This window comes from Saccharopolyspora dendranthemae, from assembly GCF_007829955.1.
Classification (GTDB): Bacteria; Actinomycetota; Actinomycetes; order Mycobacteriales; family Pseudonocardiaceae; genus Saccharopolyspora; species Saccharopolyspora dendranthemae.
The window spans coordinates 348971-374375 of record NZ_VIWX01000002.1; the positions used below are offsets into that span (position 1 = coordinate 348971).

The following is a 25405-nucleotide window of genomic DNA, read 5'->3' on the forward strand; positions in this document are numbered from 1 at the left end:
CCGTTCGGCAGGGATCGTTCAGCACCTCCGGGCAGCCGCACCGATCGGCTGCCGGGCCCTTCTCCCCGCAACGCTCATCCGCTTGCTCGCAGGCGGAGTCTCCCCAGCTCCACACCAGCCACCCCGTAAGGAGACCAGCATGAGCACGACTCCGCGCGTCGTCATCATCGGAGCCGGGATCGTCGGCGCGAACCTCGCCGACGAGCTCACCAGCCGAGGGTGGAACCAGGTCACCGTCGTCGACCAGGGGCCGCTCCCGCTCACCGGCGGATCGACCTCCCACGCTCCCGGGCTCGTGTACCAAACGGGCCCGTCCAAGACGATGACCGAGTTCGCCACCTACACGGTCGAGAAGCTGCGCGGCCTCGACGACGACGGCGACGGCTGCTTTAACCAGGTCGGCGGGCTCGAGATCGCCACGACCCCGGAAAGGCTCGCCGACCTGCACCGCAAGCAGGGCTGGGCGACGTCGTGGGGAGTCGCGGGCGAGGTCATCGGCCCGGAGGAGTGCGGGAAGCTGCACCCGCTGCTGGACGTCGAGAAGGTGCTCGGCGGGTTCCACACGCCCGCCGACGGCCTGGCCAAGGCCGCCCGCGCGGTCGTCGCGCTCGCCCGGCGCTCGGTGGCTCGGGGCGCGCGGTTCCGGGGCGCGGTGAAGGTCACCGGGATCAACCACAGCAACGGGCGCGTGACCGGGGTGGAGACCGACCACGGCGACATCCCCGCCGACATCGTGGTGTCCTGCGCCGGGTTCTGGGGCCAGGCCATCGGCGAGATGGTCGGCATGGCCGTGCCGCTGCTGCCCATGGCGCACCAGTACGTCACGACCGAGCCGCTGCCCGAACTCGCCGGGCGCAACGACGAGCGGACCGAGGCGAACCTGCCGATCCTGCGCCACCAGGACTGCGACCTGTACTACCGCGAGCACGTGGACCGGCTCGGCATCGGCACCTACGCGCACCGCCCGATCCCGGTGCGGCTGAGCGAACTCCCGCAGGACGAGGAGACCTCGGAGCGGGCCATGCCGTCGATGCTGCCGTTCACCGAGGAGGACTTCGCCCCGTCCTGGGAGCACAGCAAGCGGCTGCTGCCCGCGCTGCGGACCGCGACGGTCGGGGCCGGGTTCAACGGCGTCTTCTCCTTCACCCCCGACGGCGGTCCGCTGGTCGGGGAATCGCCTGACGTGGAGGGGTTCTGGATCGCCGAGGCCGTCTGGGTCACCCACTCGGCAGGCGTCGCGCGGTCGGTGGCGCAGCTGCTGGTCGACGGGCGCAGCGAGGTCGAGCTGCACGGCTGCGACGTGCACCGCTTCGACGAGCTCGAAACCGCGCCCGACTACGTCGAGGAGACCTCCACCCGCAACTTCGTGGAGGTCTACGACGTCAAACACCCGCTGCAGCCGCGCCTCTCGCCGCGCGAGCTGCGGGTGAGCCCCTTCCACGTGCGTCAGAAGGAGCTCGGCGCGGTGTTCCTGGAAGCGCACGGCTGGGAGCGCCCGCACTGGTTCGAGGCCAACGCGCCGCTGGTCAAGGACCTGCCGATGGAGTGGCAGCCGCCCGCGCGCGACGCCTGGTCGGGCATGCACCACAGCCCGATCGCCGCGGTGGAGGCGTGGAAGACCCGCACCGCCGTGGCTCTCTACGACATGACCTCGCTGAAGCGGCTGGAGGTCAGCGGTCCCGGCGCGCTGGCCTTCCTGGACCGGCTCACCACCAACAAGGTGGACAAGTCGGTGGGATCGGTGACCTACACGCTGATGCTCGACCGGGCCGGCGGGGTGCGCAGCGACCTCACCGTCGCGCGACTGGGCGAGCAGTTGTTCCAGGTGGGGGCCAACGGGAACCTCGACCACGAGTACCTGCGGCGCAACCTCCCCGCTGACGGCAGCGTCGCGCTGCGCGACATCACCGGCGGGACCTGCTGCATCGGAGCGTGGGGTCCGCTGGCGCGCGAGCTGGTGCAACCGCTGAGCCGGGACGACCTGTCGCACGAGGGGCTGAAGTTCTTCCGCTGCAAGAAGATCCGGATCAGCGGCATTCCGGTTACCGCGATGCGGGTGTCCTACGTGGGGGAGCTGGGCTGGGAGCTCTACACCAGCGCCGAGCACGGGCAGCGGTTGTGGGACGTGCTCTTCGAGGCCGGTCGCGATCTCGGGGTGGTGGCCGCAGGCCGCGCGGCGTTCAACAGCCTCCGGCTGGAGAAGGGCTACCGCGCCTGGGGGTCGGACATGACCACCGAGCACAACCCCCACGAGGCCGGTGTCGGGTTCGCCGTGCGGATGGGCAAGGGCGAGTTCGTCGGCCGAGACGCTCTCGCGCGGATCGAGCCCGACGCCGTCGAACGGCGTCTCACGTGCCTGATCGTCGATGACGGGCGCAGCGTCGTGCTGGGCTCCGAGCCGGTCTTCGTCGACGGCGAGGCCGCGGGCTACGTCACCTCGGCGGCCTTCGCACACACGCTGGGGACGCCGATCGCCTACGCCTGGCTCCCGGCCGCGGCCGAGATCGGGACCCGAGTCCAGATCCAGTACTTCGACCGCATGATCTCGGCGACGGTGGCGGCGGAGCCCCTGGTGGACCCCGAGATGCACCGCATCCGCCGTTGACCCCTTGCCGACTGCGTTCCGAGCTCCACCCACGACTCGATCGGGAGCAACCCATGAGCCTGTCCGTCTTCGACTTGTTCAAGGTCGGCATCGGACCGTCCAGCTCGCACACGGTCGGGCCGATGCGGGCGGCCTTCCTCTTCGTCGGCCACCTCCGGGAGTCCGGAGCGCTCCCGCGCGTCGCCCGCGTGCGCTGCGAGCTGTTCGGCTCGCTGGGAGCCACCGGGCGCGGGCACGGCAGCGTGAAGGCCGTGGTCCTCGGGTTGACCGGGGAACAACCGCACCTGGTCGATCCGGCGGCCGTCGAACCTCAGGTGCGTTCGGTGCGGACGGACCACCGGATCAGCCTCGGCGGCGAGCACAAGATCGACTTCGAGGTGGACGCCGACATCGTGCTGCACCGCCGCAAACGGCTCGAATTCCACAGCAACGGCATGGTCTTCGAAGCCTTCGACGACGACGGCGACCGGCTCGTGCGCCGCGAGTACTACTCGGTCGGCGGCGGTTTCGTCCTGGACGAGGACGAGGCGGGCCGCCCGGCGCTGGTGGAGGACGGCACCCGCGTCGCCTTCCCGTTCCGGACCGGTTCCGAACTCCTCGCCCACACCGCGGGCACCGGAACGCGCATCAGCGATGTGGTCTTGGCCAACGAGGCCGCGTGGCGTCCCGAAGCCGAGACCCGGGCGCAGCTGCTGCACATCTGGGAGGTGATGCGGGAGTGCGTCGACCGGGGATCGCGCACCGGCGGCGTGCTGCCCGGCGGGCTCCAGGTGCGCAGGCGCGCCCAGGACCTGCGGGCCAGCCTGGAACCCGGAGCCGACCCCATGGAGTGGGTGACGCTGCACGCGCTGGCCGTCAACGAGGAGAACGCGGCCGGCGGCCGTGTGGTGACCGCCCCGACCAACGGCGCCGCCGGCATCGTCCCGGCGGTGCTGCACCACGCCCACCGCGTCCTGCCGTCCTTCGACGACGACGCGGCCGTCCGCTTCCTGCTCACCGCGGGGGCGGTTGGCGTGCTGTTCAAGGAGAACGCCTCCATCTCCGGCGCCGAGGTCGGGTGCCAGGGAGAGGTGGGCTCGGCCTGCTCCATGGCCGCCGCCGGACTGGCCGAACTGCTGGGCGGCACTCCCGAGCAGGTGGAGAACGCGGCCGAGATCGGCATCGAGCACAACCTCGGCCTGACCTGCGACCCCATCGGGGGGCTGGTGCAGATCCCGTGCATCGAGCGCAACGCGATCGCCGCGATCAAGGCGATCACCGCTGCCCGGATGGCGCTGCGCGGCGACGGCGAGCACCACGTCTCGCTGGACAAGGCCATCAAGACGATGCGCGAGACCGGAGCGGACATGAAGGACAAGTACAAGGAGACCGCTCGTGGCGGCCTCGCGCTCAACATCGTGGAATGCTGAGGAGAATCCCGTGGCACCCTCCTTCACCCTCACCCTGAGCTGCCCGAACCGCAGCGGCATCGTCCAGGCAGTCAGCTCCTTCCTGTTCGAGCGAGGATGCGACATCGGCGAGTACCGGCAGTTCGACGACGCGGTGCGCGGTTGCCTGTTCCTGCGCGTGCGGGGGAGTGCGAGCACGGCCGTCGACCCGGAGGAACTGGCGCGCGACTTCGAGCCGGTGGCAACGGGTTTCGGCATGGACTTCGCCTTCCACCCGGAGCGCCGCGAGCGCGTCCTGGTGATGGTCTCGAAGCTCGGTCACTGCCTCAACGACCTGATCTACCGGTGGCGCGCGGGTGCGCTGGGTGCCGAGATCGTCGGCGTGGTGTCCAACCACGAGGACCTGCGCCCGATGGCCGACGCCGCCGGCCTCCCGTTCCACCACGTCCCGGTCACCGCCGAGACCAAACCCGAAGCCGAGGCGGAGCTGCTGCGGCTGGTCGACGACACCTCCGCGGACCTGGTCGTGCTCGCCCGCTACATGCAGGTGCTCTCCGACCAGACCTGCAAGGCGCTGCACGGCAAGGCGATCAACATCCACCACTCCTTCCTGCCCGGGTTCAAGGGCGCCAAGCCCTACCACCAGGCCTACGACCGGGGCGTGAAGCTCGTCGGCGCCACCGCCCACTACGTGACCCCGGACCTGGACGAGGGGCCGATCATCGAGCAGGAGGTCATCCGCATCGACCACACCCACGACCCGAAGGCCCTGCAGACCGTGGGACGTGACGCCGAAGCGCTCGCGCTGTCCCGCGCGGTCCGCTGGTGCTGCGAGCACCGCGTCCTGCTCAACGGCACCAGCACCGTCGTGTTCCCGTGAACTCCACTCCAGCGATGAGGAGCCTTGCCCATGACCACCGGTGAGCTGCACACCACCGAGGACGATTCCGCCCTGCCGGAGAGCCTGCGCGCGACGCTGCCGGGCCACTACTACACCGATCCCGGCATCTTCCGGGTGGAACAGGCGACGATCTTCGAGTCCAGCTGGTTCTGCGCCGTCCTCAGCGCGGACGTGGCGGAACCGGGCCGGTTCGAGACCGTCCAGATAGGACGCGAGAGCGTGCTGGTCACCCGCTCGCGCCGGGGCGAGGTGAAGGCCTACCTCAACGTGTGCCGGCATCGCGGCGCGCGGTTGTGCACCGAGGAGAAGGGTCAGGTGCGCCGCTCCTTCCAATGCCCCTACCACGCCTGGACCTACTCCTTCGACGGCGATCTGGTCGCGGCTCCGAACCTCAACACCATGGACGACGTGGACCGCACCGAGTACGGCCTGCACCGGGTGCACGTGCGCGAATGGCTCGGCTACGTCTGGCTGTGCCTGGCCGAGGAACCACCGTCGTTCGACGAGACCGTCATCGGAGACGTCACCGATCGGTTGGGCACACCGGACGCGATCGTGGGCTACCAGGTCGAGAACCTCAAGCTGGGCAGGCGGATCTCCTACGACGTCAAGGCGAACTGGAAGCAGATCGTCGAGAACTTCATGGAGTGCTACCACTGCGCCACGATTCACCCCGAGCTCACCGAGGTGCTGCCCGAATTCGCGGACGGCCTCGCCGCGCAGTACTTCGTGGGCCACGGAGCGGAATTCGGCGATGACGTCGAGGGCTTCACGGTCGACGGTTCGGCCGGACTGGCGAAACTGCCCGGCGTCCACGAGGAGCAGGACCGCCGCTACTACGCCATCACCGTGCGACCGCAGGTGTTCATCAACCTCGTGCCCGACCACGTGGTCTTCCACCGGATGTTCCCGCTGGCCCCGGACCGGACCCTGGTGCGCTGCGACTGGCTGTACCTGCCGGAGGTGGTCGACTCGGGCGCCGACATCGACCGCTCGGTGGAGCTCTTCCACAGGGTCAACCAGCAGGACTTCGAGGCATGCGAGCGCTGCCAGCTGGCGATGGACTCGCGCTCCTACGCCTCCGGTGGCGTGCTGGTCCCTAGCGAGCACCACATCGCCGAGTTCCACGACTGGGTGCGCGAGCGCACCGGCTGACGGCATCGCGGCAGCGGCCTCGCACCGAACCGGTGCGAGGCCGCTGCCACGCGCCTAGCGCGGAAGTTCCAGTGGGACGCCGTCTGCCGACAGCGGAGGCGGGGGCAGTTCGGCGCTCGAGGTCAGCGGCGCGGCTCCGTCCAGGGGCTTGCCCGCGTGCTCGCGCAGGAAGTGCGTGGCGACGATCCCGACGACGCCCGCGCCGACGAGGTAGTATCCCGGCCAGTCCAGGTCGCCGGTGGCGGTCACCGCCGCCTCGATGATCGTCGGCGCCGTGCCGGCGAACAACGACACCGACAGGTTGAAGATGACCGCGAGGCTCGAGTAGCGGATCATCGTGGGGAACAGGGCGGGCAGTGTCGACGGGGCGACCGCCGCGAAGCACAGCAGGCATCCTCCGATGAGCAGCAACCCGAGCACCTGACCGGGAATCCCGGTGCGCAGCAACCACACCGCGGGCAGCCCGAGCAGCACCAGGGCGACGCTGCCGGTCATCAGCACGGGCTTGCGCCCGATCCGGTCGCTGAGCCTGCCCACGCCGACCACGGCGCACAGCAGCACCACCATGACCGCGACCTGGGCTCCGGTGGCCACCGCGCCGCTGGCGCCACCCTCGCCGTAGCGGGGGAGCGTGCCGGTCAAGTAGGTCGGAACGTAGTTGGTGAGCACGTAGTTGGTCACGTTCCACGCCACGACGATTCCGGCGGCCACCAGCGCGGGAGTCCTGTAGTGGCGCCGCACGATCTGCAGGGCGCGTCGCGAGGTCATCGTGGCCAGCACCGGTGAGCGCTCCATGAGCTGCCGGAACGCCGGGGTGTCCTCCAGGCGCACGCGCAGGTAGAGGCCGACGATCCCCAGCGGCAGCGCGAGCAGGAACGGCACCCGCCACCCCCACGCGAGCAGGGCGTCTGGCGGAAGCAGGGCGATCACCGCACCGCAGGTGCCCGCGCCGAGGGCGTACCCGGTGAGCGTGCTGAACTCCAGCCAGCTGCCGAAGAAGCCGCGCCTGCGATCGGGGGCGTACTCGGCGATCAGGGTGAGCGCCCCGGTGTACTCGCCGCCCGCGGAGAACCCCTGCAGCATCCGCACGAGGAGCACCAGGACGGGTGCCAGCAGGCCTGCGGCACCTTGGCCGGGGAGAAGTCCGAGCAGCACCGTCGCGGCGGCCATCAGCAGCACGGTCGCCGAGAGGACCTTGGTGCGCCCGACGCGGTCGCCGAGGCGCCCGAAGACGAAACCGCCCAGCGGGCGCATCGCGAACGCCGCCGCGAAGGCCCCGAGCGTGCACACCGCGGTCCACGGGCCGAAGCCGGCGAAGAAGACCTGATCGAGCACTCCGGCGGCCAGGTAGGAGTAGATCCCGAAGTCGTACCACTCGGCGACGTTGCCCACCGAGGCTGCCGCGACCGCACGCCGGACCGTGCGTTCCTCTTGCACGACAGGCTGTCTCAAGCCTCGCCGAGTCCGTCGCGGACGGTCCGTCATGGGGCTCCCCCGGGTGCGGTGCAGCGGGCGGGGTGGCGTTCCTCCTGGTGGCGTCGCGGTTGTGACCACGCCCGAGTGCTGATATATCTGTTGCCGAGAAGGTATCCCGACGGCGTTCGCCGAAGCAAGACCTCAACCCCCTCATCCACCCGTTCACGGGGTCGCGCAGTGCCATGCCGCGGCCCCGCGGTGACGCGCGCCCGGGTGTCGGAGCAGCTGAAAAGCCGTTGCTCCGAACGGGATTTCCCCATTGACGAGGCGGTCGAGGACCCCCATCCTGTTGTTGCGCATAGCACGCGGTGTTCCGCTATAAGCAACAGGAGGCGCAATGATCTTGGTTGGTGAGCTGCTCGACCTGCCGCCGGGAGAGTCGGTCCGCGTGCACGGCGACGTGGCGATCGCGGTGTTCAACGTCGACGGCGAGCTCTACGCGATCGACGACACCTGCTCGCACCAGGACGCGTCGCTGTCCGACGGGTGGCTCGAGGGATGCGCGGTCGAATGCCCGCTGCACGCGGCATGTTTCGATCTCCGCACCGGCATTCCCAGCGGTCCTCCGGCGAAGCGGCCGGTCCGTACCCACGCCGTCACCGTCGAGGACGGGATGATCTACGTCCACGAGACGACGCGGGTCGGCAGTGCCGTCGCGGAGGAGGTCGGTTGATGCGGCACGTCACCGTCGTAGGAGCGTCGCTCGCCGGTCTCTCGGCGGCCCGCGCGCTGCGCGAGCAGGGGTTCGACGGCGAGATCGCCGTGGTCGGGGACGAGCAGCACCGCCCTTACGACCGGCCGCCGCTGTCGAAGGAATTCCTCGCCGGGACGGTGAGCGAGTCCGACATCGAGCTCACCGACTCCGATGATGACGCGCTCGACCTGGACTGGCGGCTCGGCCAGGTCGCGAGCGGGCTGGACGCCACCGGTCGCGCGGTCGTGCTCTCCGGCGGAACGCGCATCCGTACCGACGGCGTCGTGCTCGCCACGGGGGCGCGGGCCCGGAGCCTTCCGGGTGGTCCGCCCGCAGGCGTGCACACCCTGCGCACCCTCGACGACGCGCGCGCGTTGCGCGAGGAGCTGGTCGCAGGGGCGCGGTTGGTGATCGTCGGCGCGGGGTTCATCGGTGCCGAGGTCGCTTCAACAGCCGTGGGCCTGGGTTGCCAGGTGGACGTCGTGGACAACGCGCCGGTGCCGTTGCAGCGCGCGCTGGGTCCGGACATGGGCGAGGTGTGCGCCCGGCTGCACGTCCGCAACGGCGTCCGGGTGCACTCCCTCTCGGGCGTCGCCGAGCTGGTGGGGGAGTCGCGGGTGACCGGGGTCCGGCTCTCGGACGGGCGCGAATTGCCCGCGGACGTCGTCGTGGTCGGCATCGGTGCGCAGCCGAACACCGAGTGGCTGGCCGGCTCCGGGCTCGACGTCGGCGACGGGGTCAGCACCGATGCGCGGGGCCGGACGTGCGTGCCGGAGGTGGTGGCGGCGGGCGACTGCGCCCGCTCCTTCCGGAACTACACCGCGAGCCCGATGCGGCTGGAGCACTGGACCAACGCGCTGCAGCAGCCGGCCGGGGCCGTGGCGGCGCTGCTCGGGCGCGAGCACTCGGCCCCGGCGCACCACGCGGTGCCCTACTTCTGGTCCGACCAGTACGGGCACAAGATCCAGTTCGCCGGTCACCGCACCGATGACTGCACCGTCCAGATCGAGGAGGGTGACCCGGAGTCAGGCGATTTCCTCGCGCTGTACCTGGATCGGTCCCAGGAACCCGTCGGGGTGCTGGCGGTCGATCGGGCCAGGCCCTTCGGGCAGTGGCGCCGTAAGCTCGCGCAGCGCCTCTAGGCTCGTTCGGGCACGGACTCGCGTGAGGTCCTGCACCAGGAGGAGCGGCTGCTCACACCAGGGAGCGCATCGCCTTGTCGAAGTTGAGGACGTGCTCCCTGGCCAGCTGCTCGGCCTTGTCGGGTTGCTGGGTGCCGATGGCCCGCAGCAGCGCCGAGTGCTCCATGACGTGGCTGTCGAAGTCCTGCATCCGGTCCAGGAAGACGCAGAAGATCCGGGTCGCGAGGTTGTCGTAGCGGATCAGGGTGTCTTCGAGGTGCGGGTTGCCCGCCGCTTGGTAGATCGTGCGGTGCACGCGCAGGTCCCAGCGCATGATCTCGTCGCGGTCCAGGGCGCGGAAGTCGATGTCGTCGAGCTGCTCGACCAGCGCGTCGACCTCATCGAGGTCGGCCTCCGCGGCGACCTCGGCGGCGCGTCGCGCGGCCAGCGGTTCGAGGTGCACGCGCAGGTCGGAGATGTAGGCGAGGTCGGTGATGTCCACGGCCGTCGCGAACGTGCCCCGGCGCGGGTAGGACACGACCAGCCGGTCGATCTCCAGGCGCTTGAGGGCCTCGCGCACGGGGGTCCGGCCGATCTCCAACGAGCGCGCGAGCGCCGCGTCGTCGATGGCCGTCATCGGCGGGATGTCCAGCATGATCAGCCTGTCGCGGATGGCCAGGTACGCCTTCTCGGCCATGGACAGGGTGGCGTGGTGCTCCTCGCTCGCAGTGGTCATCATCGCCCCGACTTCATCAGAATCGCAGTTCTGAGCCATGTCTGGCCCGTCGAATTCTGGTACATCAGTAGTATAGCAGAATCGGTCATCGGCTCTTCGAAAGCTCGTGACGCATCCGGAGAAAGCATTTCGAATTGTGATTCGACGTGCTCGTCGTCACGATTCCGCGGTCTCCCGGTCGCTCCCGGTGGGCGAGAGGGACAGCCAGCCGAGCGCTTCGTCGGCGGCGTCCGCGGCGTGCTCGTGAGAGCCGGATTCGCTCCAGCCGACCAGCGCGGCGAAGGTGGCGGCCTGGTACCCGCTGGCCAGGGCCGTGGCCGCTGTCGGGCTGATGCCGGCGACGCGGCGTTCGAGGAAGCCGGCCAGTTCGGTGATCCACGGGCGGTACGCGGCCGGTGCGGTTCCGGAGATCTCGGGTTCGCTGCACACGACCCGGATCCAGTCGGGACCTGCGGGTGACATCGGATCGTCCGAAATGGACGCGACGATCGCGCGGCGCACCGCATCGGCCGCCGGGACGTCCGCGGGCATCTCGTCGAGAGCTCCGCGCAGGCGACGGGTCGCGGCGGGCACGCCGACCCACGCGATGTCGGACTTGCGCGCGAAGTGCCGCACGAGGGTGCGGACGCTGATGCCGGTGGCCTCGGCGATGTCCTTCCAGCCGACGGCGGCGTACCCGCGCTCGGCCCAGAGCCGGAACGTCGCGGTGGTGATGGCGGCGCGGTCGAGCACGGTCGGGCGACCGCGCTGCGGTGTGGTGGCGTCGCTGGTGCTCACCCGCCCGACCCTAGTCCACGCGTCCTCCGGTGCAGGTCAGCACCGTGACATCGGCCGGGACGATATTTTGGCGTGATGAGCCAAAAAGGTGGTACCGTCTGCGATCGCAACGCCGGACTTCCGACGACGTGAGGACGAAGCGATGCGCGAGAAGACCGTTGCGGACGTGCTCGCCCCAGCTGAGCTGGGGCCCGTGCGACTGCGCAACCGGGTGCTCAAGGCCGCCACCTACGAGAAGCGAGCGCGTCGCGGGCTGGTCACCGACGAGCTGATCGACTTCCACGTCCGGCACGCCGCGGGCGGCGTCGGGATGACCACCGTCGCCTACTGCGCCGTCTCGCCCGAGGGGCGCACCGACGGGCATCAGATCGTGTGGCGGGACGAGGCGGTCCCCGGTCTGCGGCGGCTGACCGAGGCCGTGCACGCCGAGGGCGCCGCGATCTCCGCGCAGGTCGGCCACGCCGGGCCGGTCGCCGACTCGACCAAGACCAAGCTGCCCGCGCTCGGGCCGAGCCCGTCGCTGAGCCTGCAGTCGCTGCGCCGGGTCAGGGCCGCGACGAGCGGCGACATCGACCGGGTGGTGCAGGCGCACGGCGACGCGGCGAAGATGGCCGTGGCGACCGGGTTCGACGCGGTGGAAGTCCACTTGGGACACAACTACCTGGCGAGCTCATTCCTGAGCCCGAAGCTGAACAAGCGCAAGGACTCCTACGGGGGGAGCCTCGCCAACCGCGCTCGGCTGGCGCTGCGGATCATGCGCGCGGTCCGCGACGCGGTGGGCGGGCGGATCGCGATCCTCGCCAAGCTCAACATGGACGACGGCGTGCCGGGCGGTTTCTGGCTCGACGAGGCCATCGAGGTCGCGCGCTGGTTGGAGGCCGACGGCACGGTCGACGCGGTGGAGATGACCGCGGGAAGCTCGTTGCTCAACCCCATGTACCTGTTCAAGGGCGATGCTCCGGTGCGCGAATTCGCCTCCGTCATGCGGGAACCCGTGCGCACCGGCGTGAAGCTGGTGGGCAGCAGGTTCCTCCGCGAGTACCCGTACCAGGACGGCTACCTGCTCGACGACGCGCGCCAGGTGCGGGCGGCGGTAGACCTGCCGATGGTGCTGCTCGGCGGCGTCACCAACCGGCAGGTCATGGACACCGCGATGCAGGAGGGCTTCCAGTTCGTCGCGATGGGCCGGGCCCTCCTGCGCGAACCCGACCTGATCAACCGCATCGCCGCCGACCCCGCCACCCGGTCGCTGTGCAACCACAACAACCGCTGCATGGTCACCATCTTCACCGGTAGCCGCTGCGTCCTGGTCCCCGAAACCCAACCCCCAACGGATTCCCGCTGAATTCCGATTCCGGTGCTCAGCGGAAAATCCGAATCGAGGGGTGGGAAGCGGATCAGCGGCCTTCGTAGTTCCCGGTTCGCTTGTCCAGCACCGCGTTCATCGCCTCCGCGTGGTCGGCGGTGTGGTGGGAGAGGGCCTGCATCGTTGCGGAGAGCTCCAGGACGTGGCGCAGGTCGTTCGTGCGCGACTCCTTCAGCAACCGCTTGGCCATCCGGGTGGCGTGCGGCGGGTTCTTGGCCACGCGGGACGCCATCGACCGCGCCTCGTCGAGCAGCTGATCGGGTTCGACGACGTGGGCGACCATGCCCCATTCCAAGGCCTTCGCGGCGTCCACTCGGTCGCCGGTGAGCGCCATCTCCGCCGCGCGCTGCGGTCCGACGGCTTGGGTGAGGAACCACGCGCCGCCGTCACCGGGGATGATGCCGAGCTGCACGAAGGATTCGGCGAACCAGGCGTTGCTGGAGGCCACCCGCAGGTCGCACATCATGGCCAGGTCGCAGCCGGCCCCGACCGCGGGGCCGTTGACCGCGGCGACGAACGGCACCTCGCACTCGGACAGGGCGAGCGGGATCCGCTGGATCCCGTCGCGGTAGCCGTTGCGCATCTCCCACGGGCTGCCGCTGAACATCCCGGCCTTCTCGCGCATGTCGTTGACGTTGCCGCCCGCTGAGAACGCCTTGCCCGCGCCGGTGAGCACCACGCATCGCACGTCGAGGTCCTGCTGCACGCGCCGCGCGTGCGTCTCGAACGCCTCGATCACGTCGGCACCGGAGATCGGGTTGCGCTGATCGGGAAGGTTGATCGTCCAGGTCTCGACGTGGTCGGAACGGTCGATCAACAGCACATCGGACATGAGCGGCGAACCTCCAAGCATCGCGGAACGACCACGAAGGTACCGAACGGACGCCGATCGCATAGGGCCGGTTCGGGCGCTCAGTCCCGGGCGTGCCAGCGGGTGGAGTGACGCTGGAGGGCCTCGACGATGGCGGTTTCGCGAGGCAGGAGCACGTCGCGAGGCCCGACGACGCTGACTGCGGCGACGACGCGGCCGCGTTCGCGCACCGGCACCGAGATGCCGTCGATCTCGGCGTCCTCGGCGGCGCCCGGCAGCAGTGCGACACCGGTGGCGCGGATCTCCTCCACGCGGTCGAGGAACTGCTGCGCGCGCTCGTCGTCCTCGGGGCCGAGGGTTTCCAGGTAGGCCCACAGATCGCGCTGCTCCCAGTCGGCCAGCAGCACCCAGCCGGTCGAGGTGCGGATCAGCGAGCGCCGGTGGAAGCGCTTGGCCAGGTACTCGGTTCGCGGATCCGTCGAGCAGTGGTCGATGTAGACCACCTCGGACCCGACCGCCACGCCGAGAACAGCTGTGGTGCTGTCGGTTTCGGCGTGCAAGGCGACGAGGTCGTCGTGCGCGATCCGGTTGACCGCGCCGCGCCCGGCGAGCAGGTTGAGGAAGTAGGGCGCGACGCCCAGCCGGTAGGTGCGGGTCCGCTCGTCGAGGTAGCCGGTGGCCACGAGACCGTTGACCAGCCCCTGAACCGAGGACACCGGGGCGTCGACCGCGCGTGCGATCTCCGTGAGCGACAGGCCGTCGGAGCGGGCCACGGCCTCCAGGACACCCGCGACGCGGTCGATCATCCGGTGCCGGGGCCGGACGTGGGTCGGCCGCTCGGACTCCTCCACCTCTCGTCCTCCCGTCCTGGCGGCCGTCGTTCGGCGCGTTGACCGCGGATGTGCCACCACCTACCGTGACCCTCAAGCCTAGCGGTTACGCATTTGCGTACAAACTGATCCGGCTCTCGTGCAGGAGAGGTCGATGCCGTCCCTGATGCCGCCGCCCGCCCGCGAAGACGACGAACTGACCGCCCTGCGACGAGAAGTGCGCGAATTCCTCGCCGAGCAGGCCCACGCGAGGGCCTTCGAACCCACCGTGGACAGCTGGTTGAGCGGGTGGGACCCGGCCTTCACCCGCTCGCTCGCCGAGCGCGGCTGGCTGGGCATGACCGTGCCGGTCGCCTACGGCGGGCACGGGCGGACGTTCCTGGAGCGCTTCGTGGTCACCGAGGAGCTGCTGGCCGCCGGCGCGCCGGTCGCCGCCCACTGGATCGCCGACCGCCAGGTCGCCCCGAACCTGCTGCGGTTCGGCAGCGAGCAGCTCAAGCGCGAGTACCTGCCGCGCATCGCCTCGGCGGAGGTCTTCTTCGGAATCGGGATGAGCGAACCGGATTCGGGCTCCGACCTGGCCAGCGTGCGCACCTCGGCCGAACGCGTCGACGGTGGCTGGCGGGTGCGCGGCACCAAGCTGTGGACCTCCGGAGCCCACGTCGCGGACGCGTTCATCGCGCTCGTGCGCACCTCCCCGCAGGACGGGGATCGTCACGGAGGCCTGAGCCAGCTGCTGGTGGAGCTGGACTCGCCGGGCGTCGAGATCCGCCCGGTGCTGTCCGCCAACGGAGCGCACCACTTCAACGAGGTGCACCTCGACGGGGTGCACGTGCCCGACGAGCACGTCGTCGGCGAGATCGGCGCGGGTTGGCACCAGGTCACCTCCGAGCTGGCGTTCGAGCGCTCGGGTCCGGAGCGGTTCCTGTCCACCTACCAGCTCGCGAAGTCCCTCGTCGGGAGCCTGGAGGCGGCCGAGGCCGGGCGGATCACCGGCAGGCTGGCCGGACTGCACCAGATGTCGCTGTCCATCGCCGCCGCGCTCCAGCGCGGGGAACGGGCCGACGTGCCCGCGGCGCTGGTGAAGGTGCTGGGCACGACCCTCGAAGGCGACATCGCCGACATCGCGGATCTCGAGGCACCGGCGGGCGCCACCGGAGACGTCGCCGCGCTCACCCGCCGAGCCGTGCAGCAGCGACCGGGATTCACGCTCCGCGGCGGGACGAACGAGATCCTGCGCGGCGTGATCGCGCGCGGATTGGGGATGCGCTGATGACCTCCGTCGACCACGAGCTCCGCGACGTGCTGCGCGGGCTCCTCGCAGGTGACCTCGACGACCGGCTCGACCAGGCGGCCGGGGGTGTGGGCTTCGACGCCGAGCTGTGGGGCCGGCTCGGCGAACTCGGCTTCACGGCGCTGACCACGCCCGAGGACCACTGCGGATCCGGTGCCGGATGGCGGGAAGCGTCGGTGCTGCTGAACGAGAGCGCCGCAGCCGCACGGCACCTCCCGTTCGCCGAGACCGACCTGCTCGCGCGGTGGCTGCTGCGCCGAGCCGGGCTCGGGCCCGGCGACGTGCCGGCTCCGCGCACCGTCGCGGTCGTGGGGGAGGGCGGTGTCGCGCGAGCCGTGCCCTGGCTCGGTCACGTCCCGGTGGTCGTCGTGTTCCGGAGGCGATCCGGGACGCTCGCGTTCGCCGAGGACGTCCGCGCGACCATCACGCCGGTCACCACGGGTTCCGGTCAGCCGCGCGCGGACCTCACCCTGACCGAAGAACCCACGGACGCAGTCGATCTCGACGAGTCGGTGCTCGATCAGCTGCTGCTGCGCGGTGCCCTGGCTCGTGCCGTCCAGATCGCCGGAGCGCTGGACCGGGCGGTGGAGCTGTGCGTCGAGCACGCCGGGGTGCGCACGCAGTTCGGACGCCCGATCGGGAAGTTCCAGGCCGTGCAGCACCTCGTCGCCGACGCCGCCGCCGAAGCCGCGCTGGCTCGCGCTGCCGTCGACGCGGCGGTCCTCGACGCCGCGGACGACGACTTCTCCGGTCCGGCGGCGGCCACCCAGGTCGCTGCCGCGCGTTCCTGCGCGGGCCACGCCACCTCGGTCGTCGTGCGCAACGCCCACCAGGTCCACGGCGCCATCGGCACCACGTTGGAGCACCCGCTGCAGCTGTTCACCCTCGCCGCGCTCGACTGGCGCGGCGAGTTCGGCACGACCCGCGACTGGGACCGCTTCCTGGGCGCGGCCGCGACCGGCTCCGGGCTGTGGGAGGTCGTGCTCGGCGAGTCTTCGCGGGTCCCGGCGCTCCCGGCGGTCCACCGATGAGCGGGGAGATCCTCGCCGGAGTGCGGGTCCTCGACCTCTCGACGATCTTCATGGGTCCGTACGCGTCGCAGCTGCTCGCCGAGTGGGGCGCCGACGTCATCAAGGTCGAGTCGCTGGTGGGTGACCAGGTGCGGGGCATCGGCGATGTCGCGGGCGCCGGAGTCGGTCCGATCTTCGTCAACGCCAACCGCGGCAAGCGCTCCCTCGCCGTAGACCTCAAGAGCGAACGCGCCCGCGAGGTCCTGCACGCGCTGGTGCGAGGAACGGACGTGCTGCTGCACAACATCCGCCCACCGGCGGCGGCGAGGCTCGGACTCACCTGGGACGAGCTCTCCGAGGTCAACCCGGCGCTGGTGCTGTGCGCCTTCCGCGGCTACGCGAAGGGCGGCCCGCACGCCGACCGCCCCGCCTACGACGACGTGATCCAAGCGGCCTCCGGCATCGCGAGCGCCCAGGCGGCAGCGGGTGGCGAGCCGGAGTACTGGCGCTCGGCCGCCTCCGACAAGGTGATGGGCCTCTACGGCGCGGCGGCCACGTGCGCGGCGCTGCGCGCCCGGGAGATCGACGGCGCCGGTCGTTCGGTGGAGATCCCGATGTTCGAGGGCATGGCGTCGTTCATGCTGCTCGACCGGCAGGGCGGCTGGCTCACCGACCCGCCGTCCGGGCCCAGCGGCTACCCGAGGACCGACTCGCCGCACCGGCGCCCGTACGCCACCCGGGACGGTCACCTCGCCGTCATGATGTACGCGGACAAGCACTGGACGGCGTTCTTCGAGATCATCGGCCGTCCGGAGCTCGCCGAGGACCCGCGCTTCCACGACATCCGCGCTCGCACCAGTCACATCGACGAGCTCTACGAGCTGCTGGCCCGGGAGATGGTCGCGCGCACCTCGGCCGAGTGGAGCGAGGCGCTCGAGCGGGCCGACATCCCGCACGGCCCCGTCAACGACGTCGAAAACCTCTTCGCGGACCCACACCTGGCGGCGACCGACTTCTTCCACACCGTGGACCAGCCCGGAGTGGGCCCGGTGCGCCTGGCCCGGCGGCCGATCGACTTCGGCACGCCGTCGCCCCCTCCGCGACCGGCCCCGCTGCTCGGCGAGCACTCGCGTGAGGTCCTCGCCGAAGCGGGCATCCCGGACGACGACGTCCAGCGGCTCATCGACGCCGGGGTGCTCACGACCCCGGACTGACCCGCGCGGTCACCGGTCGTCGGAGGCGTGGCTGAGCACGGCCACGAGGAAGGACGAGTCCTCCCTGCGCGGGCGCAGGTCCCACGTGCCCAGGACCAGGTCCTGGGCGAGTCCCGCCGCCGCGGCGTCGGCGAAGAACTCGTCCGGCTCGTAGCCGCGCCCGGTGCCGAACCCGACGGTCACCCGCCCGTGCGGGGCGAGGTGCTCGCGGAACCGCCGCAGCACGGCACCCCGCGTGCTGGGGGCCAGGAAGGTCATCACGTTCCCGGCGCACACGATCACGTCGAACGGCGTGCTGATCCCGTGGGCGGACAGGTCGAGCTCGGCGAGGTCCTCAACGATCCAGCGCGGCCCCGGGTGGTCCTCCTGCGCCGCCTCGATCAGCGCCGGGTCCACGTCGACCCCCACCACGTCGTGACCGGCGGCCGCGAGGGCCCCGGCGACCCGGCCGGGCCCGCACCCGGCGTCGAGCACGTGCGAACCCCGTTCGGCCATCGCGTCGATCAGGCGGGCTTCCCCTGCGAGATCGTCACCCGCTCGGGCCAGGCCGCGCATCCGATCGATGTACCAGGCGGAGTGCCCCGGGTCAGCCGCCACCTTCTGCATCCACACGCTCTGCTCGACCATGCCTCCATTGTGCGCGCCGCGGCGGCCCAGGCGGGTTCCGGTGGTGGTGCCGCTCCTCACGGGCCGCGCGAGCCGGTGCGGGCGGGAACCCGGGTGCCGCTCGCGTTCGGCGACCGGGTGACCACCTCCTTGCAGTCTTGTCAGGCGCGTGCGGGTGGTCGACTCTGTCGGGAAACGACGCCGCGCAGGCGTGCGACCGAACTTCGCGACCCGGGAGGAGCTGACGAGGTGACCGCGTCCGGCACCGACTCGACGCACGGCCTCGGCCGGGATCAGCTCGGCACCGCAGGGGTGACGTTCCTCGTGCTCGCGGCCGTCGCGCCGCTGACGGCGGCCGTCGTCGTGGCGAGCCTGGCCATCGGACTCGGCGCCGGCGGCGGCACGGTCGTGGCCTACATCGCGGTCGCGGTCGTCCTGCTGCTGTTCGCCGTCGGGTACGCCCAGATGTCGCGAGAGGTCGTCAGCGCGGGCGGTTTTTACGCGTTCGTGGTGCGAGGTCTGGGCAGGCCGACCGGTCTGATCGCCGGTTTCCTCGCCACCACGGGCTACAACGTGTTCGTGGCCGGTGCCATGGGGACGGCGGGTTTCTACGCGTCCTCGGTTCTCGCGCAGCTGACCGGAATTCACCTGCACTGGTACGCGTGCGCGCTGGTGATCATGGGTTCAGCATTCCTGCTTGCCAGATCCGGGATCAGCATCAGCGCGACCGCGCTGGGCATCGCGCTCGTCCTGGAAGTGCTCGTCCTGATCGCCTTCAGCGCGGCGGTGCTGGTGCGCACGGGGTTCAGCTTCGAGGCCTTCAGCCCGGCGGCGATCACCGGGGGAGCCCCGGCCATCGGTCTGCTGCTGGCGTCCACCGCCTTCCTGGGATTCGAGGCGACCTCGCTGTTCAGCGAGGAGGCCAAGCGGCCTTGGCGCACGGTTCCGCGCGCCACGTACCTCTCGATCGTGCTGATCGGGCTGATCCACGGCGTCACCGTGTGGGCGGTGGTCAGCGCCGTCGGGGTGGCCGACGCCCAGCGGGTCGCCGAGGCGCACCTGGCCGACGGCGACCTGCTGTTCGTGCTGATCGGCGAACACCTGGGCGGATTCCTGCTCGGCGTCGCGATGATCCTGCTCGTGGTGAGCTTGTTCGCCGCGCAGTTGGCCTTCCACAACGTCGCCGGTCGGTACCTCTTCGCTCTGGGGCGGGCGCGGGTCCTCCCGGTCGCGCTCGCGCGCACGCGCGAGAGCGGTGTTCCGCTGCGAGCCCTGTCGGTCAACGTCGCGTTCGCCGTCGTCGTGGCGGCACCGTTCGCCGTGCTGGATCTGGACGTGCTCACCACCCTGGTACCCGTCATGGTCGGTTTCGGGACGTTGTGCATCATCGTGCTGCAAGCGCTGGCGGCGCTGTCGATCGTGGTGCACTTCCGCAGGTCCGCCGACCCCCGGTGGTGGTCCACGCTGGTGGCGCCCGGACTCGGATTCCTCGGACTGACGGCGATATCCGCGATGGCAGTGGCGAACTTCGCCCTGCTGGCCGGATCCGACGCTCCCTACGTGACCGTTCTGCCGTGGCTGCTGCCGGTCGCTGTGATCGCCGGTCTCGCGCACGCGGCGCACCTCCGGGCCACGCGCCCGGAGGTGTACGCGAACCTGGATGCCGACCTGGAGCGGTTCGGCGGTACCAGGAATACGAGCGCCGCGGAACGGGGGTGCTAGTTCATGCGTCCCATCGCCTTCACTACCGCTGAAGTGCGGTCGCCCACACCGAGTTTCGTGAAGATGTTGCGCAGGTGGTTCTTCACCGTGCGTTCCGATATTCCCAGCGAGCGTCCGATCTGCCTGTTGGAGCAGCCGCGAGCCAGGTGCTCGAGAACCTCCTTCTCCCTCTTGGTCAACGGCGAAAGCACTTCGGTCAGCGTTTTTTCGGAGGACTCCGACGATTCGAGCATGTTGATCCTTAATGATGCGAGCTGACCGACCTGGTTCAGAACCTGACGCATCGCACGCGAGTGCTCGACGGCCTCGTGCAGCAACGCGCTGATCGCCCGGTCCAGAGCCCGGTCAGAGGAACGGGCCATGAAAGCCTCCACTCGGGCGGATCGTCCGGAACATCGGTGCGCCCGGACTTTCCTACTTTCCATTTCGCCACAGGATTACGCGCGAATTACGACCCTGTCGGCGAATCCCTCGTATGAGTGGAGAAATAGCCCGGCTGGACCAGTCCGAGCGGACCTGGAACTAGTGCGGACGATCTGGGGCGAATTGTTCATGGCGACTGGTTCCCGGCTGATCGTAGCGTTGCTCGTGTTTCGCACACCACCAGGAACAGGAGCTTTCGACGATGTCTGCTTTGCCGGAGGCGATCGAGGAATCATCGGGTTGCTCGACGCAACTTCGGGGCGGGATAACTCTTTTCGGGATGGACGCGGACGAGGCGCTCGCAACCGTGACGGAGCGGTTGAGCGGTGAAGGCCGGCCGGAGCGCAACCTCGCGACCTTCCTGACCACATCGATCGAACCGGAGGCCCACAGGCTCTACCGCACCTACCTGAACTACAACCTCGTCGACCGAGAGCAGTACCCGGCGATCGATGCGCTGCTTCGCGATTGCGTCGGCATCATCGGCACGTTGTGGCACGGCGATGACAGCCGGGTCGTGGGAAGTGCCACCACCGGTTCCAGCGAGGCGGCGATGCTCGCCGGTGCGTCCTTGCTGCGGAGCTGGCAGGAGCGCAGCGGAAGGGAGTGGACGCGGCCGAACCTGGTCATGGGGGCAGGTGCGCACGCCTGCTGGAAGAAGTTCTGCCGTCACTGGGGGGTGGAGGCGAGAGTCGCACCGGCGACCGGCGAAGGTCCGGCGCTCAACGGTCCCGCGGTCGAGCGCCTCTGCGACGAGCGGACCATCGGGGTCGTCGGGATCCTGGGGTCCACTCTGGACGGCAGGTACGAGCCGATCGCCGAGATCGCCGCAGAGCTCGACAGGCTCCAGGAGCAGCGCGGGATCGACGTCCCCCTCCACGTCGACGCCGCCTCGGGTGGGTTCATCGCGCCCTTCCTCGACTCCGAGATGCTCTGGGACTTCCGGATTCCGCGAGTGGTGTCGATCAACGCCTCCGGTCACAAGTCGGGCATGGTGCTGCCGGGCCTGGGCTGGTTGCTGTGGCGCGACCGGAGCAGGCGTCGTGCGGAGCTGGGGGTCAGCATCAACTACCTCGGTGGCGACGACGCGCACTACGAGCTGACCTTCTCCCGGTCGGCCGCCCCCGTGGTCCTCCAGTACTACAACTTCGTGCGCCTCGGGTTCGCCGGTTTCCGCAAGGTCCACGCCCGATGCCGGTCGCTGGCCCGGCTGCTGGCCACCCGGTTGCAGGCGACCGGACGTCTGCGGGTGCTCGGCGACGGCAGCGAGTTACCGGTGGTGGTGGTGACCGCTGAACCACCGGTCGACCTGCGGGAGCTGTCGAAGCGGTTGGCGGAGCTCGGCTGGGCGGTGCCGGTCTACACGCTCCCGCCGAAGCAGGAGGACGTGGAGGTGATGCGCATCGTCGTCCGGAACGACCTCACGTCCGACGACGTCGAGGACATCGCCTCCGCTGTTGAAGATTTCGTTTCCCACGCGAATTGATCGGAAAAGGAGAACACCCATGCGTCCCGTCCGAATCGTCAGCCGGTTGACCGACCGCGATCCCCCGCGGCCCGGAACCGGGATTCGCCTCGCGCTCTTCCAGGGCGAGAACCCCTTGGGATCACCCGAGGCGGTGGCGGAGAACCTGCTCCGGATGGAGGAGGTGCTCTCGCTCGCCGCCGGCTACGGCAGTCAGCTCTGCGCCTTCCCGGAGTGCTTCAACACCGGTTACGCGCTCGACCGGACGCTGTGCGAGCAGCTCGCCGAACCGAGTGACGGAACCACCGTCGAGACCGCGCGCAAGCTGTCCGCGCAGCACGAGATCGCGGTCGCCGTGCCCTACGTCGAAAGGGGTGCCAACGGTGCGCTGCACGACTCGGTGGCCCTGGTCGCGGACGGCGAGCTCGTGGCCAACTACCGCAAGACGCACCTCTACGGCGAGGCCGAACGGGTGAACTTCACCCCGGGCCACGACCTCCCGCCGGTCGTCCAGGTCAACGAGTTCCCGGTCGGGCTGCTCAACTGCTACGAGTGCGAGTTCCCGCCGCTGTACCAGAGCCTGGTGCGGCGAGGTGCTCGGCTGATCGTCGGTCCCACCGCCGCGGACCGTCATTTCACGCTCCAGAACGGGCATCCCACGCTGGTCGCCTACCCCGATGCGACCGAGCACATCATCCCGGCGATGGCCGCTGTGTGGCGGGTTTTCGTGGCCTACGCCAACCGTCGCGGCTGGGAGGTGTCCGACCGCGGTCAGTGGGAGTACCGGGGCAACTCGGGCATCTGGGCACCGGACGGCAGCGAGGTGATCAGCGCCGGCCCGGAGGAGCGCGCCGTGGACACGCTCCTGCTCGCCGACTGCATGCCGCAGGCGGTGCCGCCGTTCAGCCCGGAAGGTGATCACCTGAGCGACTCCCGGATGGCCGAATCCGAGAGGCTCCTCCCGGCGAGCTGAATCAGCTCCGGGAATCAGCCACCTCGGCCATCGGAGCCAGACGGACACCCGCGGAGGCGAACCGCTCGCGGATCGCCTCCGCGATGTCCACCGCGTTCGGCCGATCGCCGTGCAGGCAGATCGAATCGGCGTCGACCGGGATGGGCTTGCCCGTCACCGAGCGCACCTCGCCCCGCAGCACCGCTTCCGCTTGATCCGCGCAGGCCTTCGGGTCCTTCGGCAGCGGTTCGGGCTCGATGATGATGTGCCCGGAATCGTCGTAGTCGAGGTCCGCGAACGCCTCTCGCACGACGGGGAAACCGCGTTCGGCGAGCCGTTCCGACACCGGGCCCGCCAGCAGCACGACACGAACACCCGGCGCCGCCGTCGCGATGGCCTCCACGATGGCTTCGGCGACCGCCTCGTCCTTGATCGTCAGACCGTAGAACGCACCGTGCGGTTTGACGTGCACGACGCTCTCGCCGCAGCGCGCGGCGATCGCCTGCAACGCGCCGAACTGGTACAGGCAGATTCGCGCGGCGTCGTCCGGACTCAGCGTCATGGCACGCCTTCCGAAGCCCGCGAGGTCGGGAAAGCCGGGGTGTGCCCCGACCGCGGTCCCGCCATCGCGCGCCAGTTCGACGGAGCGGTTCATGGTCGCCGGATCGCCGGCGTGCCAGCCGCAGGCGATGTTCACGGATGTCACGAGCGGGATGAGGCGAGCGTCGTCGCCGAGCTTCCACCGCCCGAAGCTCTCCCCGGCATCGGCGTTGAGGTCCACGAGAGTGCGCAAGGGTTTACCTCCAGATCGGGCGCCCACCTTAGTTTCCGGTGATTGCGCACGCAGATCAATCAGCCTATCCTCTCACTCGAAGGTGGTCGATTGGTGACCGACGCGCTGCGTCGAGCCGTACCGCGGCGCATTCTCGACACGCACTCGTCGGGGGATGCGGAGGTGCGCCGTGACCGTGATGGAGGTTCAACTGCCACCGGCCCGGTACGAGTTCGGCGGAGATGAATTCATCTTCGTCGAAATCGACCGAGAGATGAGTCTTGAGGCCAATCTCAAGGCCATGGCCATCACCGGCGCGCTGCGCCGGGAGAACATCGACGGGGTCGTGGACATCTGCCCGTCGAACGCGTCGTACCTGGTACGGCTGGATCCGGATCGCTTGCACCCAGCCGACCTCGTGGAGGAGCTGCGCCGGCTGGAACGCACGGCCGGTGAGCTGCGCAGCGACGACGCCGTCAACACCCGGATCGTCGATGTTCCCGTGCTCTTCGACGACCCGTGGACGCGGGAGACCTTGATGAGGTTCCGCGACCGGCACCAGGACCCCGAGGTCACCGACCTCGAGTACGCCGCCCGGATCAACGGCTTCGGCAGCGTTGCGGCGCTGATCGATTCGATCACCGCGGCGCCGTTCCTGGTGACCATGCTGGGCTTCGTCCCAGGACTTCCGTTCTGCTACCAGATGGTGCCGCGCGACCGGCAGATCCAGGTTCCCAAGTACGTGCGTCCGCGTACCGACACCCCCGAGCGGGCTTTCGGCTACGGAGGCGCCTTCTCGGTGGTCTACCCGGTGCGCGGAGCCGGTGGGTACCAGCTGTTCGGGATCGCTCCGGCGCCGGTCTTCGACCTCGCCCAGCGGCTTCCGGACTTCGCCGACGACATCGCGTTCCCGCGGCCGAGCGACATCCTGCGCTACCGGTCGATCGATCGCGACGAGTACGACCGGACGCGCGCCGAGGTGGAGGCCGACAGCTTCCGCTACCGGATCCGCGAGGCGCAGCTGGTGCCCGCGGAGCTGCTCGCCGACGCGGACGCGGTCAACGGCCGGTTGTTGGAGGTGCTCTACAGATGAGTTCTCTGATCGTGTGCACGAGCGGCCTGTCCACGACCGTGCAGGACTCGGGCCGGGACGGCCAGTACGCCATCGGCATGCCGCCGTCGGGGGCGATGGACCAGTACTCCTACGCGGTGGCGAACATGCTGGTCGGCAACCCGGATGGCGCCGCGGTGCTGGAGGCCACCTACATCGGTCCCGAGCTGGAGTTCACCGACTCCCGCAGCGTCGCCGTGACCGGCGCCGACACCGTCGTGACGGTCAACGGCGAACCGGCCGCCCCCTGGCGAACGCTCCGGATGTCGTCCGGTGACGTGCTGGCGGTGAAGCAGTTGCGGGCGGGCGCCCGGCCCTACATCGCGATCAGCGGTGGCGTGAACGTGCCGCTCTACCTGGGGTCGCGGTCGACCTACATGCTCACCGGCATCGGTGGTTTCGAGGGGCGCGCGCTGGTCGACGGCGACCTGCTCCAGCTGGGCGAGGCCGGGCCCGCACCGGCTCCCGGAACCGAGATCCCCTCGGCACTCCTGCCCGAGTTCCCGGAGGCGACCGTGCTCCGGGTCGTGGTCGGGCTCTGCGCGTACCGGCTGACCGAACGCGGGCTCGAGTCCTTCCTGAACACGGAGTGGAAGGTGACCAAGGACGCCAACCGGGTGGGCTACCGGTTGCGCGGCGGATCGCTGGAGTTCGTGGAGCGGGAGCAGCCGTTCGGGGCAGGCAGCGACCAGGCCAACGTCGTCGACCTCGGTTACCCGATCGGGTCGATCCAGGTCCCGGGCGGCGACGAGCCGATCGTGCTGCTCAACGACGCGGTGACGGGTGGCGGGTACGCCACGATCGGGACGGTGATCTCGGTCGACCGGGATCGCATGGCACAGGCAAGGACCGGGAGCAAGGTGCAGTTCGAGCAGGTGGACATCGATGGAGCGGTGGCGGCTCGGACGGAAAGGCGTGCACGTCTGGAGAAGGCGCGAGCGGCGGTGACGAACGCCTAGAGGCGGCGGAGGGGGAG

At 70.0% G+C, this 25405-nt stretch carries 23 protein-coding genes; 15 read left to right on the forward strand and 8 right to left on the reverse strand.

The window, feature by feature from the left end:
* Positions 1-139: 139 nt before the first annotated feature.
* The 4 genes from FHU35_RS10545 to FHU35_RS10560 are packed head-to-tail and all read left to right on the forward strand — an operon-like array spanning position 140 to position 6049.
* The gene (locus tag FHU35_RS10545; RefSeq protein WP_145738324.1) at positions 140-2605 is read left to right on the forward strand and encodes a GcvT family protein; all 2466 of its coding nucleotides are present in this window, start codon (positions 140-142) and stop codon (positions 2603-2605) included.
* A gap of 53 nt (positions 2606-2658) precedes the next feature.
* On the forward strand, positions 2659-4014 hold the full coding sequence (locus FHU35_RS10550) for an L-serine ammonia-lyase (RefSeq protein ID WP_145738325.1): 1356 nt from the start codon (positions 2659-2661) through the stop codon (positions 4012-4014).
* 10 nt (positions 4015-4024) lie between these two features.
* A complete protein-coding gene (gene purU / locus FHU35_RS10555; RefSeq protein ID WP_145738326.1) occupies positions 4025-4873 on the forward strand; it encodes a formyltetrahydrofolate deformylase in 849 nt (282 codons plus the stop codon).
* 30 nt (positions 4874-4903) lie between these two features.
* Positions 4904-6049, forward strand: coding sequence for an aromatic ring-hydroxylating oxygenase subunit alpha (locus FHU35_RS10560; RefSeq protein ID WP_145738327.1), 1146 nt, complete (start codon positions 4904-4906; stop codon positions 6047-6049).
* A gap of 54 nt (positions 6050-6103) precedes the next feature.
* Here the strand turns inward: FHU35_RS10560 and FHU35_RS10565 are convergent, their stop codons facing one another.
* Positions 6104-7486: an MFS transporter gene (locus FHU35_RS10565; RefSeq protein ID WP_425474123.1), complete on the reverse strand. Its 1383-nt coding sequence runs from the start codon at positions 7484-7486 to the stop codon at positions 6104-6106.
* A 376-nt stretch (positions 7487-7862) separates the two neighbouring features.
* Between FHU35_RS10565 and FHU35_RS10570 the strand changes: the two genes are divergently transcribed.
* Entirely contained in the window at positions 7863-8198 is a 336-nt protein-coding gene (locus FHU35_RS10570; protein WP_145738329.1) for a bifunctional 3-phenylpropionate/cinnamic acid dioxygenase ferredoxin subunit, read from the forward strand.
* Complete coding sequence (locus FHU35_RS10575; protein WP_145738330.1) at positions 8198-9361, forward strand: NAD(P)/FAD-dependent oxidoreductase; 1164 nt, start codon at positions 8198-8200, stop codon at positions 9359-9361. Before FHU35_RS10570 ends, FHU35_RS10575 begins: the two co-directional genes overlap by 1 nt.
* Positions 9362-9413: 52 nt before the next feature.
* On the opposite strand, the gene FHU35_RS10580 is transcribed toward FHU35_RS10575, so the two are convergent.
* Both FHU35_RS10580 and FHU35_RS10585 read right to left on the reverse strand, forming a co-directional pair.
* Positions 9414-10079 (reverse strand): GntR family transcriptional regulator, encoded by a 666-nt coding sequence (locus tag FHU35_RS10580; protein ID WP_425474124.1) that lies wholly within the window; start codon positions 10077-10079, stop codon positions 9414-9416.
* Positions 10080-10232: 153 nt separating this feature from the next.
* Positions 10233-10853, reverse strand: a complete 621-nt coding sequence (locus tag FHU35_RS10585; protein ID WP_145738331.1) for a TetR/AcrR family transcriptional regulator — start codon at positions 10851-10853, stop codon at positions 10233-10235.
* A 142-nt stretch (positions 10854-10995) separates the two neighbouring features.
* On the opposite strand from FHU35_RS10585, the gene FHU35_RS10590 reads away from it, so the two are divergent.
* Positions 10996-12198, forward strand: coding sequence for an NADH:flavin oxidoreductase (locus tag FHU35_RS10590; protein ID WP_145738332.1), 1203 nt, complete (start codon positions 10996-10998; stop codon positions 12196-12198).
* 52 nt (positions 12199-12250) lie between these two features.
* Here FHU35_RS10590 and FHU35_RS10595 read toward each other — a convergent pair whose 3' ends face one another.
* Both FHU35_RS10595 and FHU35_RS10600 read right to left on the reverse strand, forming a co-directional pair.
* Entirely contained in the window at positions 12251-13051 is an 801-nt protein-coding gene (locus tag FHU35_RS10595) for a crotonase/enoyl-CoA hydratase family protein (RefSeq protein ID WP_145738333.1), read from the reverse strand.
* Between the two features lie 80 nt (positions 13052-13131).
* Entirely contained in the window at positions 13132-13881 is a 750-nt protein-coding gene (locus FHU35_RS10600) for an IclR family transcriptional regulator (RefSeq protein ID WP_246110224.1), read from the reverse strand.
* A 133-nt stretch (positions 13882-14014) separates the two neighbouring features.
* Here FHU35_RS10600 and FHU35_RS10605 point away from each other — a divergent pair, with 133 nt between their 5' ends.
* From FHU35_RS10605 to FHU35_RS10615, 3 genes are read left to right on the forward strand one after another with little or no spacing between them, the layout of a single operon-like run.
* Entirely contained in the window at positions 14015-15133 is a 1119-nt protein-coding gene (locus FHU35_RS10605) for an acyl-CoA dehydrogenase family protein (protein WP_222429339.1), read from the forward strand.
* Complete coding sequence (locus FHU35_RS10610; protein WP_145738334.1) at positions 15133-16185, forward strand: acyl-CoA dehydrogenase family protein; 1053 nt, start codon at positions 15133-15135, stop codon at positions 16183-16185. The genes FHU35_RS10605 and FHU35_RS10610 overlap by 1 nt, the downstream gene beginning before the upstream one ends.
* Positions 16182-17378 carry a CaiB/BaiF CoA transferase family protein gene (locus FHU35_RS10615; RefSeq protein ID WP_145738335.1) on the forward strand — a complete coding sequence of 399 codons (1197 nt, stop codon included), beginning with the start codon at positions 16182-16184 and terminating at the stop codon, positions 17376-17378. The genes FHU35_RS10610 and FHU35_RS10615 overlap by 4 nt, the downstream gene beginning before the upstream one ends.
* 9 nt (positions 17379-17387) lie before the next feature.
* Here FHU35_RS10615 and FHU35_RS10620 read toward each other — a convergent pair whose 3' ends face one another.
* Positions 17388-18005, reverse strand: coding sequence for a class I SAM-dependent methyltransferase (locus FHU35_RS10620; RefSeq protein WP_145738336.1), 618 nt, complete (start codon positions 18003-18005; stop codon positions 17388-17390).
* 228 nt (positions 18006-18233) lie between these two features.
* Between FHU35_RS10620 and FHU35_RS10625 the strand changes: the two genes are divergently transcribed.
* A complete protein-coding gene (locus FHU35_RS10625; RefSeq protein ID WP_145738337.1) occupies positions 18234-19706 on the forward strand; it encodes an APC family permease in 1473 nt (490 codons plus the stop codon).
* On the opposite strand, the gene FHU35_RS30160 is transcribed toward FHU35_RS10625, so the two are convergent.
* Positions 19703-20068, reverse strand: a complete 366-nt coding sequence (locus tag FHU35_RS30160) for a response regulator transcription factor (protein WP_145738338.1) — start codon at positions 20066-20068, stop codon at positions 19703-19705. The two genes, FHU35_RS10625 and FHU35_RS30160, sit on opposite strands and share 4 nt — an antisense overlap.
* A gap of 341 nt (positions 20069-20409) precedes the next feature.
* Here FHU35_RS30160 and gad point away from each other — a divergent pair, with 341 nt between their 5' ends.
* On the forward strand, positions 20410-21615 hold the full coding sequence (gad, locus tag FHU35_RS10635) for a glutamate decarboxylase (protein ID WP_145738339.1): 1206 nt from the start codon (positions 20410-20412) through the stop codon (positions 21613-21615).
* A 19-nt stretch (positions 21616-21634) separates the two neighbouring features.
* Positions 21635-22567 carry a nitrilase-related carbon-nitrogen hydrolase gene (locus FHU35_RS10640; RefSeq protein ID WP_145738340.1) on the forward strand — a complete coding sequence of 311 codons (933 nt, stop codon included), beginning with the start codon at positions 21635-21637 and terminating at the stop codon, positions 22565-22567.
* 1 nt (position 22568) lies between these two features.
* Here the strand turns inward: FHU35_RS10640 and FHU35_RS10645 are convergent, their stop codons facing one another.
* Positions 22569-23339, reverse strand: coding sequence for a LamB/YcsF family protein (locus tag FHU35_RS10645; protein WP_145738341.1), 771 nt, complete (start codon positions 23337-23339; stop codon positions 22569-22571).
* 178 nt (positions 23340-23517) lie between these two features.
* Here FHU35_RS10645 and FHU35_RS10650 point away from each other — a divergent pair, with 178 nt between their 5' ends.
* Positions 23518-24411: a 5-oxoprolinase subunit B family protein gene (locus FHU35_RS10650; RefSeq protein ID WP_186459430.1), complete on the forward strand. Its 894-nt coding sequence runs from the start codon at positions 23518-23520 to the stop codon at positions 24409-24411.
* Positions 24408-25388 (forward strand): 5-oxoprolinase subunit C family protein, encoded by a 981-nt coding sequence (locus FHU35_RS10655; RefSeq protein ID WP_145738343.1) that lies wholly within the window; start codon positions 24408-24410, stop codon positions 25386-25388. The genes FHU35_RS10650 and FHU35_RS10655 overlap by 4 nt, the downstream gene beginning before the upstream one ends.
* Positions 25389-25405: the final 17 nt, after the last annotated feature.